Raw genomic sequence first — 11,553 nt, forward strand, 5'->3', positions numbered from 1 at the left:
CCCCTTCACTGCGTCTAGCGCAGTGAAGGGGGCCTTCACGTACTTGCGAGATCGGCGGACGGCACCGACATTTCACGGAGCCTCGGACCGACAGAGTGCTGATCTTGGTCGAGCGTGACGCAGCCCCGGAGCGACACGTTCTGGCGTACGGGAGGCCGAAAGGGACTTTCGCCGCATGTCACGAAGTGAAGGGAGCCTTTACCTCGTGTCATGCGGTGAAAGCTCCCTTCACCATCCAGACCAGAACTGGTCAGAGCTTCTTGCCCGCGGAGCCCAGCGACTGAGCGGCCTCGACGACGCGTGCGGCCATGCCGGCCTCGGCGGCCTTCAGGTAGCTACGCGGGTCGTAGACCTTCTTGTTGCCGACCTCGCCGTCGATCTTCAGGACACCGTCGTAGTTCTTGAAGAAGTGGTCCGCGACGGGCCGGGTGAAGGCGTACTGCGTGTCGGTGTCGACGTTCATCTTCACGACGCCGTACGACACCGCCTCGCGGATCTCCTCCGGCAGCGAGCCGGAACCGCCGTGGAACACGAGCTCGAACGGCTTCGAACCGGCCGCGAGGCCGAGCTTCTTCGCCGCCGCCTCCTGGCCGCCCTTGAGTACGTCCGGGCGCAGCTTCACGTTGCCGGGCTTGTAGACGCCGTGCACGTTGCCGAAGGTCGCGGCCAGCAGGTAGCGGCCGTTCTCGCCGGAACCGAGCGCGTCGATCGTCTTCAGGAAGTCGCCCTCGGCGGTGTACAGCTTCTCGTTGATCTCGGCTTCGACGCCGTCTTCCTCGCCGCCGACGACGCCGATCTCGACCTCGAGGATGACGTTCGCGGCCGCGGCCTTGGCGAGCAGCTCCTGCGCGATCTCGAGGTTCTCGTCGAGGTCGATCGCGGAGCCGTCCCACATGTGGCTCTGGAACAGCGGGTGCTGACCGTTCTTGACGCGCTCCGCCGAGATCTCGATCAGCGGGCGGACGAAGCCGTCGAGCTTGTCCTTCGGGCAGTGGTCGGTGTGCAGCGCGACGTTCACGTCGTACTTGGCTGCGACGACCTGGGCGAACTCGGCGAGCGCGACCGAACCGGTCACCATGTCCTTGACCTTCTGGCCGGACGCGAACTCGGCGCCGCCGGTGGAGAACTGGATGATCCCGTCGCTCTCCGCCTCGGCGAACCCGCGGATGGCGGCGTTCAGGGTCTCCGACGAAGTCACGTTGATGGCCGGGTAGGCGAATTCGTTCGCCTTCGCCCGGTCGAGCATCTCCGCGTAGACCTCGGGGGTGGCGATGGGCATCGTTTACTCCTCCTCGAAGCAGGCTGGTGCACCTCTCGGCCGCATCGTACGAGGTCGGCCGGGAGGTGCCTACAGCCGTCGCGTCAGAGGAGGACCGCGGCGAGCGCCCGGTAGACCGGCAGGGGGTCTTGGTTCAGTACCTGGATGTTGACGTGGTCCGCCCCGGCTTCGATATGCGCGGTGACACCGCGGGCGACCGTCTCGGCGTCGCCGTGCACGGCCAGCGCGTCGACCAGCTTGTCACTGCCCTCACCCGCCAGGTCTTCGTCGGTGAAACCGAGTTTCCGCAGCGAGTTCGTGTAGTTGACGAGGCCGAGGTAGAACTTGACGGAGCCACGCCCGATCTCACGGGCCTTCGCCGGATCGGTCTCGAGGACGACCTTCTGCTCGGGTGCGAGCAGTGGTCCTTCGCCGAGGATCTCGCGCGCCTGGCGAGTGTGCTCGGGCGTCATCAGGTACGGGTGGGCGCCCGCCGTACGGTCTCCTGCGAGTTTGATCACCTTCGGGCCGAGCGCGGCGAGCGCGCGGCCTTCGACGGGCACCCCGGCGGCGTCGAGAGCGTCGAGGTACTCGACCAGCGCCGCGTACGGCTTCTTGAACTCCGCGGTGTGCTCGCGGTGCCCGGCGCCGACACCGAGCAGGAAACGGCCCGGGTGCTTCGCCTCGATGCGCTTGTACGACTCGGCGACCGTGGCCGCGTCGTCCTTCCAGATGTTGACGATGCCGGTGGCGACCTTGATCGTCTTCGTCGCGTCGAGCAGCTCCTCCGCCTTCACGAGGTCGCCGTCCGGTGAGCCTCCGAGCCAGATCGCGCCGTAGCCGAGTTCCTCCAGCTCACGGGCGATCTCCGGGGTGAAGACGGATTCGTGCTGCCAGATGCCGATCCTGCCGAGTTCGATTCCCATGGACCGAGGTAACGCCGCGAAGGGGCGATGTCTTCCCTTAAGTTCGGGGTATGGCGAAACTCGGGAACACCGACCTCGACGTCCGTGGGATCAACCTCGGCGGCAACGTCTTCGGCTGGACCGCGGACCAGCAGCAGTCGTTCGCCGTCCTCGACGCCTACACCGAGGCGGGCGGCAACTTCATCGACACCGCCGACCTGTACTCCAAGGGCGGCTCCGAGACGATCATCGGCGACTGGCTGGCCCGCCGAGGCCGCCGCGACGACGTCGTCATCGCGACCAAGACCGGTATGTGGGAAGAGCGGAAGGGCCTGTCGGCGGCGAACATCGCGGCGGCGGCAGAAGACTCGCTGCGACGGCTCCGTACCGACCATATCGACCTCTACTACGCGCACATCGACGATCCGGACACCCCGATCGAGGAGACGCTGCGGGCCTTCGACGCGCTCGTGCGCGCGGGCAAGGTCCGCTACATCGCGGCGTCGAACTACTCCGCCGAACGGCTGAGCGAAGCATTGTCCATTTCGGACCGTGAGGGGCTGGCGAAGTTCGTCGCGCTGCAACCGCACTACAACCTCGTCGAGCGGGACTACGAGCGCGACCTGGCGCCGACGGTCGACCGCGAAGGACTGACCACGCTGCCGTATTTCTCGCTGGCCAAGGGTTTTCTCGCCGGGAAGTACCGGTCGAAGGACGACCTCGGCGACAGCCCGCGCGCCGCCCGCGCTTCGTCCTATTTGGACGAACGTGGCGAGCGGGTGCTCTCGGCGCTCGACGAGGTCGCGGCGTCCCACGGCGTCCCGGTCGCCGCCGTTGCCCTCGCCTGGCTGTTCGCGCGGCCGACCGTCACCGCGCCCATCGCGAGCGCCCGCTCGGTCGAGCAGCTGAACGACCTCCTGCCCGCCGTCGACCTGACCCTCACCGCCGACGAGATCGACGCCCTCACCGCCGCCTCGCGCTGACAACCCCCGCATTCAGAGGACTGGATGTGGACTTACTTGCGGGTAGCTTACTCCGGGTAGGTTGAGGTACCGTCCGAAAGCCTTAGGGCTCGGACGAGGAGGCAACGTGGCCAAGAACAGCGTGAACGGCAAGGTCGTCCTGATCACCGGCGCCGCGAGGGGCATCGGCGCGGGGCTCGCCGAGCGCCTGGCCGCGCAGGGCGCGAAGGTCGCTCTGGTCGGCATCGAAGCCAAGGAACAGCAGGCGGTCGCCGACAAGATCGGCCCCAGCGCCCACGCCTGGGAAGCCGACGTCACCAGCTGGGACGACCTTGAGCGGGCCACCGCGGGCGTCGTCGAGCACTTCGGCGGGATCGACATCGTCATCGCGAACGCAGGCATCGCGACCTCCGGTTTCGTCCGGTCGGTGGATCCGGCCGCCTTCGAAAAGGTCATCGAGGTCGACCTGCTCGGCGTCTGGCGCACCTTCCGCGTCACCCTTCCGCATGTCATCGACCGCAAGGGCTACCTGCTCGCGATCTCCTCGCTGGCCGCGATCACGCACGCGCCGGGCATGGCCAACTACGCCGCCGCGAAGGCGGGCGTCGAGGCGTTCTGCAACAGCTTCCGCGCCGAAGTCGCGCACCTCGGCGTGAAGGTCGGCGTCGCGCACCCGACCTGGATCCGCACCGACCTCGTCGAGAGCGCCGACCAGCACCCCGTCTTCGGCAAGCTCCGCGCCGGCATGCCCGGCCTGCTCGGCAAGACCTACCCGCTGTCGGTCGCGCTCGACCACCTCCAGGCCGGGGTCAACAAACGCGCCCGCACCGTCCACGTTCCCCGCTGGGTCGGCGGCCTGAAGCTGATCCGCGCGTTCCTGCCGCCGATCATCGAGATCGGTGCGAAGGGCCGGATCAAGAAGGCCGACGCGGCCGCACTCGTGGACATCGAGCAGCGCGGCGCGTACGAATCTTCAATAACCGGTCAGGCAGGCCGGGCCGCCACGAAAAAGGGGTAACCGTATGTCCCGTCGCGACCAGATCCGCATGTCACCTGACGAACTCGCCGCCTACCTCGACGAGCAGAAGGTCATCAACGTCGCGACGATCGGCCCGAACGGCCGCCCGCATCTGGCGCCGCTCTGGTACTACCCGCACGAGTCCGGCGTCGCGACCTGGACTTATGGCACATCCCAGAAGGCGAAGAACCTGGAGCGCGACCCCCGCGCGACCGTGCTCATCGAGGACGGCGAGAGCTACGACAAGCTGCGCGGAGTCTCGCTCGAAGCGGACGTCGAGGTCATCACCGATACGGCCATGGTCACCCAGATGGGTATCCAGCTCATGCAGCGCTACGCGGGCGCGAAGCCGGGCGACCCTGTCCCCGACGAGCTCGAGGACTTCATCGGCAAGCAGGCCCCGAAGCGGATCGGGCTGATTTTCCGGCCGACGAAGATCGTGAGCTGGGACCACACGAAGCTCGGCGGGACATACTGACGGGTAGGTAGTACTAGAAAGTAACTGTTACTTGAGGTAACGTCATCTGGGCACGAACGCCTCGAAGTGGAGGATTGCCAGATGACCGAGCGTTTCAAGGTCGTGATCGTGGGCACCGGTTTCTCCGGGCTCGGCCAGGCCATCCAGCTCGAAAAGGCCGGGATCTCCGACTACGTGATCCTGGAGAAGGCGGACGAAGTCGGCGGTACGTGGCGCGACAACTCGTACCCCGGCTGCGCCTGCGACGTGCAGTCCCACATGTACTCGTTCTCGTACGAGCAGAACCCGGACTGGTCGCGGTCGTTCTCGCCCGCCCCCGAGATCTTCCAGTACCTCAAGGACGTCACCGACAAGTACCGGCTGCGGCGCAAGATCCGCTTCGGCGTCGAGCTCACCGGCGCGACCTGGGACGAGACCGAGCGCCGCTGGCACGTGCACACCAAATCGGGTGAGTTCGAGGCTCAGTTCCTGGTCTCGGGCGTCGGCGGCCTGCACATCCCGCAGGTGCCCCAGCTGCCCGGGATCGAGAAGTTCAAGGGCCAGACCTGGCATTCCGCGCAGTGGAACCACGAGTACGACCTGCGCGGCAAGAAGGTCGCCGTGGTCGGCACCGGCGCGAGCGCGATCCAGTTCGTCCCGAAGATCGCCCCCGAGGTCGACGAATTGACGCTGTTCCAGCGCACACCGCCGTGGATCATGCCGAAGCCCGACCACGCCATGCCTGGCTGGGCCAAGACCGCGTTCCGCCGGATTCCCGGCGTGCAACGGCTTTACCGCAACGCGTTGTACTGGTTCCTCGAAGTGCGCGCCGTCGGCTTCAACGGCCACCCCGCGATCATGAAGGCCGGCGAGGTGATCGCGAAGCGGCACATCGGCAAGGCCATCAAGGATCCGAAGCTGCGCAAGAAGGTCACCCCGGACTACACCATGGGCTGCAAGCGGGTGCTGATCTCCAACGACTACTACCCGGCGATCAACCGGTCCAATGTGGACGTCAACACCGAAGGCGTGCGGGAAGTCAAGGCGCACAGCGTCGTCGACGGGAACGGCGTCGAGCACGAGGTCGACGCGATCATCTACGGCACCGGGTTCAAGGTCACGGATGCCTTGGAATACCTGGACATCACCGGAGTCGACGGCCGCGACCTCGCCAAGGAATGGGCCACCGAAGGGATGCACACGCACAAGGGCATCACCGTTTCCGGCTTCCCCAACCTGTTCTTCCTGCTCGGCCCGAACACCGCGCTGGGCCACAACTCCGTGGTCTTCATGATCGAGTCGCAGGCGCGCTACGTAGTCGACGCCATCAAACTCGCCGACTCGCGTGGTGCCGCCGCGCTCGACGTCCGCGCCGGTGTGCAGGAGAAGTTCCAGCGCGAGATCCAGGACAAACTCGTCAAGGGCGTGTGGACCCAGGGCGGCTGCAAGAGCTGGTACCTCGACGCGAAGGGCGTCAACCGGACGATCTGGCCGGGCTTCACCTGGCGCTATTGGCTCGAAACCCGCAAGGTCGACCCGAGCGACTACGAACTCAGCGGGAGGTCTTCGTGACGGACCACGAGCAGATCGTCCTGCACGCTCGCGACGTCGAATTCGACTGGGCGTCGCTGCCGATGCACTGGATCCCCGGCGAACCGCAGGCGACGCACACGATCAACGTGCTGCATCTGGCGCTGCCGGAGGGCGAGCGCTGGTTCGTCGAGGTGTTCAAGCAGGCCGTGCCGCTGATTCGCGACGAGCGGCTCAAGGAGGACGTCCTCGGCTTCATCGGCCAGGAGGCCATGCACGCCGAGGCGCACGACGGCGCCGCCGCACACCTCGAAGCGGCGGGCGTGCACGTGCGGCCGTATATCGCGCAGATGGAGTGGATGTTCCGCCGCCTGCTCGGCGATCGGGAGCTTTCCGCCAAACTGCGCGAAGAATGGCTGATCGAACGGCTCGCCATCGTCGCCGCCATCGAGCACTACACCGCGTTCCTCGGCCAGTGGATCCTCGACGCCGAAGCGCTCGACAAGGCCGGCGCCGACCCGACGATGCTGGATCTCCTGCGCTGGCACGGCGCCGAAGAGGTCGAGCACCGCTCTGTCGCCTTCGATCTGTTCATGCATCTCGACGGCCGCTACACCCGACGCGTGCGCAGCATGCTCGTGGTGACGCCGGTGCTCGCCTGGGTTTTCTTGCGGGGCACCAGGTTCCTCATGAAGAACGACCCGACGCGGCCGGGCAAGACGAGTTTCCGGACCTATCTGCGCGTGGCGAAGCTCGGGCTCCTGCCGTCGGGAAGGCAGTTGCGGCGCGAGATCCGGCCGTACTTCCGGAAGTCCTATCACCCCACCGAAACCGGCAACACCGATCAGGCGGTCGCGTACCTCGCGAGTTCCCCGGCCGCACTGGCCGCCGACGAACCCCGGTGACGCCGCCGACCCGGCCCCTGCGGCTCGACGGCAGCGGGCGCACCGACCGCGCGATGGCGTCGCTGACCGGTGTCGTCGCGCTGTACCGCAGGCTCAGCGGGGTGAGCGGCCGCCGCCGGCCGCCGGTGGCCGTCGTCGACCGTGACCTCCCGCTGGTCGTCGACGATGTCCGTCGCGAAGCCGACGGCGTCGCCGGCCTGCGGCTGGTGCACGAACACGGCGAACCGCTGCCGCGATGGCGACCCGGCGCCCATATCGATCTTTCGCCGCGGCCGGGGCTGGTCCGTCAGTACTCCCTGTGCGGTGATCCGGACGACCGCTCTGCGTACCGCGTCGGTGTCCGCTTGCTGGGCGAGGGCTCGACGGCGGTGCACGCGCTGAAGAAGGGCGCCCGGATCACGGCGCGCGGCCCGCGCAACGCGTTTCCGTTCGTGGCGAGCCCGGCGTATCTGTTCATCGCGGGCGGTATCGGGATCACGCCGATTCTGCCGATGGTGCGGCAGGCCGCCGCGGCGGGCGCGGACTGGCGGCTGGTCTACACCGGCCGTGACGAGGCCTCGATGCCGTTTCTGGACGAATTGTCCCGCTTCGGCGACCGTGTCCGGATTCGTCCGGACACGGACTACGGGATCCCCGCTTCGGGCGCGGAGTTGCTCGAAGGAGCACCGGAAGGCGCGCCGATCTATTGCTGCGGCCCGGTTCCGATGATCGTCGGCGTCCGGACCGACGCCGCGCTGCGGAGTTCGGGGCCGGTGTTCTTCGAACGGTTCTCGGCGCCGCCGATCGTCGGCGGTGAGCCGTTCCGTGTCGAACTGGCTCGCAGCGGCAGGATTTTGGACGTGCCCGCCGACCGGTCGGCGCTCGACATCCTGCGCGAAACCGTGCCCGGTATCGCGTATTCGTGCCGTCAGGGCTTCTGCGGGACGTGCGAGCTGCCGACGGTGACCGGCGACCGCGTCCGGGTCTGTGTCGAACGCGAGCCGGTCACCCTCGATCTCTGAGCCGTCAGGCTTCCTTCGGGATCCAGGACCCGATCACCGGTTTGAACTCGCGCACGGTCCGCTTCGCGACGACACCTTCGAGGTGGTACGGATCCTGGTCGATGATCTCCATCAGCGCCGCCTCGTCCGCCGCCTGGTACATCGAGATACCGCCGGAACCGTCGCCCAGCGGGCCACCGAGCGCGACGACGCCCTGGTCGGCGAGGCGGGAAAGGAATTCCCGGTGCCGGGGACGCACGTCCGCCAGCTTCTCCTGCACGTACGTGATCTCCACCAGGAACCAGGCCATCGACATCTCCAAGGTCGCTCCAACGGACGCCCCAGCTTCTCAGGATCCGATCAGGCAGGACTCCCGCCCCACCCGATACGCTGATCGGGCGCCATGCACTGGTTGTGCTTCAAAGGGGTAAATGAACAGGTAGGGGTACATGCTCGAGGGCAATGCGGAACGCAGTGTCGAGGCGACCCTCGGCCACTTGCGCACCATGGACGGACCGGTCACGCCTCCGCCGCCTGCGGCACCGCTGACCCTTGAGGATCTCTATCGCCAGCACCGGATGCGGCTCGTCCGGCTGGCCATCCTGCTCGTGGACGAACCCGCGACCGCCGAAGACGTCGTCCAGGAGGCCTTCACCGGCCTGCACCGCAACTGGGGACGCCTGCGCGACGCCGCCGCCGCCGTCGGATACCTGCGCACCGCCGTGGTCAACGGATCACGCAGTGTGCTGCGCCGCCGCAAGACCGCGCGCGAGTACGTCGCACCGCACGCCGTCAACGCGCGTTCGGCCGAAAGCCTCGCCATGCTGTCGAGTGAACATCAGGCCGTCGTGAGCGCTTTGTCCAAACTGCCCCCTCGCCAGCGCGAGGTTCTGGTCCTCCGTTACTACGGTGGGCTGAGTGAGGCCGAAATCTCCGAAGCCGCGGGCATCTCGAAAGGTACCGTTAAGTCAACCGCCAGCCGGGCGCTGGAGGCACTGCAGAAAGCGATGCAGTCGCCGAACTGACACCCGGCATTGATCTCGAGCGCTGGGTTGTGCCGCCATGCTTGGTCCAGACCAATATATGCTGGGGGGCGTGAGAGGCGCCGGAGATTTCGTGATCGTGGGCGGCCGGGTCGTCGCCCCGGACCGTGTACTCGACGACGGCTGGCTGGCTATCGCCGCCGGCAAGATCGTCCAAGTCGGTTCCGGGACACCCCCGGACATCGACCGCGTGGACGTCGACGGGTGCCTGGTCGTGCCCGGCTTCGTCGACACCCACTGCCACGGCGGCGGTGGCGGGTCGTTCTCCAGCGCGAACCCCGAGGAACTGCTCCGCGCGATCCGCGCGCATCGGCGGCACGGGACCACGACCATGCTCGGCAGTCTGGTCTCGGATCCCGTCCCGGTGCTCAGGGACCAGATCGCGGCACTGCGCGAGCTGGTCCAAGAGGGTGAACTTGCCGGAATTCACCTTGAAGGACCCTTCATCTCCAAGGCGCGCTGCGGAGCACACGACCCGGCGACGCTGATCGAGCCGGACACGGCCACGGTCAACGCGCTGCTCGGCGCCGGCCGCGGCGACATCCGGATGGTCACCCTCGCCCCCGAACTGCACGGCGGGATCAAGGCGGTCCGGCAGCTGGCCGAATCGGGCGTCATCGCCGCCATCGGGCACACCGACGGCGTCGAGGACCAGATCATTCCCGCGATCGACGCGGGCGCCTCCGTCGCGACCCACCTCTTCAACGCCATGCGGCCTCTCCACCACCGCGAACCCGGCCCGATCGGCGCGCTCCTCGACGACGAGCGCATCACCGTCGAACTGATCTGCGACCTCGTCCACGTGCACCCGACCGTGCTGCGGCTGGCCGCGCACCACGCGGGCAAGGGCCGGACCGTGCTCATCACCGACGCCATGTCGGCCACCGACGCCGCCGACGGCAGTTACATCCTCGGCCGCCTCGAGGTCGACGTCCGTGACGGTGTCGCCACCCTGGCGGGCAACGGTTCACTGGCGGGCAGCACGCTGACCATGGACGCGGCCTTCCGCAACCTGGTCCGCGGGGCGGGTATCGACCTGCTCGACGCCGTCCGCGCGACCTCCGGGCGCCCCGCCGAACTGCTCGGCATCGCCGACCGGACCGGCTCGCTGCGCGCCGGGCTCGCGGCCGACGTCGTCGTGCTCGACCGCGACCTGCGGCCGGTCAAGGTGCTTCGTCAGGGCGAGTGGGTCAAGGACGACGCTGCGGCTACATTGAGCGCCACGGCCCCACTGAGCGGGGCGGTCGAAGGCGGTGTGTCGGTCAGCGACGGGTAGCGGCGAAAGGAGTCCGGATGAGCGAGCCCAAGGACCCGGAGAAGCTCCTAGCCGACGCCCTGCGCGCTCAAGCCGTCTTCGCCCCTTCGGCGGAGCGGGCCTCCGAGACGACCACGGACAAACCGGCCGAAACGGACACCGAGAGTAACCTCGGGTCTCCCGGAGAACACGAGCTGCCGCTTCAGTACGGGCTGTTGTCCGGCGCCGGTGCCGACTCGCTCGAACGGGAGCGCGTCGCGCTGGAGGACGCGGAAACGGCCAGGCTGGCGGAGCGTCCGGCACCTTCACCGAGCAGCCCGCCTCTGCCCGCGTACTGGGTGTTGCTGCTGGCTGTCCTGCTGGGGCTCGCCGCCGGCTCCGTGATCGGGCTGCTCACGCTGATCTGAGCCGCCCTGTCCCGCCGGGTCAGGGCACTCAGCGTCACCCTGTACCGTTTTGGTGTGATCCTGGCGCAGAACACCGTGACGACGATGGGCCTCCTGCCGGAGTGGCTGGACCCGCAGCACCTGCTCAGCGGACTGACCGTTCCGGTCGTCACCATCCTCTGCTTGATCATCTTCATCGAGAGCAGCATCTTCCCGGTGCTGCCCGGTGACTCGCTCCTGTTCACCGCGGGCCTGTTCATCGCGAACGGCTCGATCGAGGCGCCACTGTGGCTGGTGTGCGTCCTGGTCACCGTCGCCGCGCTGATCGGCAACGCGGTCGGCTACGGCCTCGGCTGGAAGATCGGGCCCTGGCTGTTCCGCAAGCCGGATTCGAAGTTCTTCAACCAGAAGTACGTGGACCAGACCCACGCCTTCCTGGAGAAGCACGGGCCGAAGGCGGTCGTGCTGGCGCGGTTCGTGCCGTTCGTGCGGACGTTCATCACCTGGATCGCCGGCATCGGCAAGATGGACCCGAAGAAGTACTTCGTCTACACCGTCATCGGCGGCATCCTGTGGGCCGCCGGGATCACCGCGCTCGGTCACCTGCTCGGTGGCGTCGCGTTCATCCGCGACAACGTGGACGCGATCTTCATCCTGATCGTGCTGGTCTCGGTGGTGCCGATCGTGATCGAGTACCTGAAGTCGCGGCGCGAGAAGAAGCACGCGAACACCGCGACCGGCCTCGTCGCCGACACCGCGGAGGACGTCACGCAGCAGATCCCGCGCGTGCGGGACTGACCCTTACGCGAAGTACATGAAGGCCCCCTTCCTTGCGTTAGGCGCAAGGAAGGGGG

The 11,553-nt window shown here is 67.5% G+C and carries 13 protein-coding genes; 10 read left to right on the forward strand and 3 right to left on the reverse strand.

The window, feature by feature from the left end; all coding sequences use genetic code 11:
* Positions 1–250 precede the first annotated feature (250 nt).
* On the reverse strand, positions 251–1,279 hold the full coding sequence (gene fbaA / locus ACFVM3_RS40645; protein ID WP_378445112.1) for a class II fructose-bisphosphate aldolase: 1,029 nt from the start codon (positions 1,277–1,279) through the stop codon (positions 251–253).
* 83 nt (positions 1,280–1,362) lie between these two features.
* Positions 1,363–2,184, reverse strand: coding sequence for an LLM class F420-dependent oxidoreductase (locus ACFVM3_RS40650; protein ID WP_378445113.1), 822 nt, complete (start codon positions 2,182–2,184; stop codon positions 1,363–1,365).
* A gap of 50 nt (positions 2,185–2,234) precedes the next feature.
* On the opposite strand from ACFVM3_RS40650, the gene ACFVM3_RS40655 reads away from it, so the two are divergent.
* The 6 genes from ACFVM3_RS40655 (at position 2,235) to ACFVM3_RS40680 (ending at position 8,036) form a co-directional block, all read left to right on the forward strand.
* Positions 2,235–3,146: an aldo/keto reductase gene (locus tag ACFVM3_RS40655; RefSeq protein WP_378445114.1), complete on the forward strand. Its 912-nt coding sequence runs from the start codon at positions 2,235–2,237 to the stop codon at positions 3,144–3,146.
* 106 nt (positions 3,147–3,252) lie between these two features.
* Entirely contained in the window at positions 3,253–4,143 is an 891-nt protein-coding gene (locus ACFVM3_RS40660; RefSeq protein ID WP_257483388.1) for an SDR family oxidoreductase, read from the forward strand.
* Between the two features lie 4 nt (positions 4,144–4,147).
* The gene (locus tag ACFVM3_RS40665) at positions 4,148–4,621 is read left to right on the forward strand and encodes a pyridoxamine 5'-phosphate oxidase family protein (RefSeq protein ID WP_378445115.1); all 474 of its coding nucleotides are present in this window, start codon (positions 4,148–4,150) and stop codon (positions 4,619–4,621) included.
* A gap of 81 nt (positions 4,622–4,702) precedes the next feature.
* Positions 4,703–6,172, forward strand: a complete 1,470-nt coding sequence (locus ACFVM3_RS40670) for a flavin-containing monooxygenase (protein ID WP_378445116.1) — start codon at positions 4,703–4,705, stop codon at positions 6,170–6,172.
* Positions 6,169–7,035 (forward strand): metal-dependent hydrolase, encoded by an 867-nt coding sequence (locus ACFVM3_RS40675; RefSeq protein ID WP_378445117.1) that lies wholly within the window; start codon positions 6,169–6,171, stop codon positions 7,033–7,035. Before ACFVM3_RS40670 ends, ACFVM3_RS40675 begins: the two co-directional genes overlap by 4 nt.
* Complete coding sequence (locus ACFVM3_RS40680; RefSeq protein WP_378445118.1) at positions 7,032–8,036, forward strand: PDR/VanB family oxidoreductase; 1,005 nt, start codon at positions 7,032–7,034, stop codon at positions 8,034–8,036. Before ACFVM3_RS40675 ends, ACFVM3_RS40680 begins: the two co-directional genes overlap by 4 nt.
* 4 nt (positions 8,037–8,040) lie before the next feature.
* On the opposite strand, the gene ACFVM3_RS40685 is transcribed toward ACFVM3_RS40680, so the two are convergent.
* Positions 8,041–8,325, reverse strand: coding sequence for a YciI family protein (locus tag ACFVM3_RS40685; RefSeq protein WP_378445119.1), 285 nt, complete (start codon positions 8,323–8,325; stop codon positions 8,041–8,043).
* A 139-nt stretch (positions 8,326–8,464) separates the two neighbouring features.
* Between ACFVM3_RS40685 and ACFVM3_RS40690 the strand changes: the two genes are divergently transcribed.
* The 4 genes from ACFVM3_RS40690 (at position 8,465) to ACFVM3_RS40705 (ending at position 11,497) form a co-directional block, all read left to right on the forward strand.
* Positions 8,465–9,040 carry a SigE family RNA polymerase sigma factor gene (locus ACFVM3_RS40690; RefSeq protein WP_007032484.1) on the forward strand — a complete coding sequence of 192 codons (576 nt, stop codon included), beginning with the start codon at positions 8,465–8,467 and terminating at the stop codon, positions 9,038–9,040.
* Between the two features lie 91 nt (positions 9,041–9,131).
* Positions 9,132–10,334, forward strand: a complete 1,203-nt coding sequence (gene nagA, locus ACFVM3_RS40695; RefSeq protein WP_378445121.1) for an N-acetylglucosamine-6-phosphate deacetylase — start codon at positions 9,132–9,134, stop codon at positions 10,332–10,334.
* 17 nt (positions 10,335–10,351) lie between these two features.
* Positions 10,352–10,720 (forward strand): hypothetical protein, encoded by a 369-nt coding sequence (locus ACFVM3_RS40700; RefSeq protein ID WP_378445120.1) that lies wholly within the window; start codon positions 10,352–10,354, stop codon positions 10,718–10,720.
* 54 nt (positions 10,721–10,774) lie between these two features.
* Complete coding sequence (locus tag ACFVM3_RS40705; RefSeq protein WP_126736294.1) at positions 10,775–11,497, forward strand: DedA family protein; 723 nt, start codon at positions 10,775–10,777, stop codon at positions 11,495–11,497.
* Positions 11,498–11,553: the final 56 nt, after the last annotated feature.

The organism is Amycolatopsis sp. NPDC057786, assembly GCF_042797905.1.
Classification (GTDB): domain Bacteria; phylum Actinomycetota; class Actinomycetes; order Mycobacteriales; family Pseudonocardiaceae; genus Amycolatopsis.

Coding starts and splice junctions, on each gene's coding strand:
- fbaA (WP_378445112.1), bottom strand. CDS start 1,279: ATGCCCATCGCCACCCCCGAGGTCTACGCGGAGATGCTCGACCGGGCG.
- ACFVM3_RS40650 (WP_378445113.1), bottom strand. CDS start 2,184: ATGGGAATCGAACTCGGCAGGATCGGCATCTGGCAGCACGAATCCGTC.
- ACFVM3_RS40655 (WP_378445114.1), top strand. CDS start 2,235: ATGGCGAAACTCGGGAACACCGACCTCGACGTCCGTGGGATCAACCTC.
- ACFVM3_RS40665 (WP_378445115.1), top strand. CDS start 4,148: ATGTCCCGTCGCGACCAGATCCGCATGTCACCTGACGAACTCGCCGCC.
- ACFVM3_RS40670 (WP_378445116.1), top strand. CDS start 4,703: ATGACCGAGCGTTTCAAGGTCGTGATCGTGGGCACCGGTTTCTCCGGG.
- ACFVM3_RS40685 (WP_378445119.1), bottom strand. CDS start 8,325: ATGGCCTGGTTCCTGGTGGAGATCACGTACGTGCAGGAGAAGCTGGCG.
- ACFVM3_RS40690 (WP_007032484.1), top strand. CDS start 8,465: ATGCTCGAGGGCAATGCGGAACGCAGTGTCGAGGCGACCCTCGGCCAC.
- ACFVM3_RS40700 (WP_378445120.1), top strand. CDS start 10,352: ATGAGCGAGCCCAAGGACCCGGAGAAGCTCCTAGCCGACGCCCTGCGC.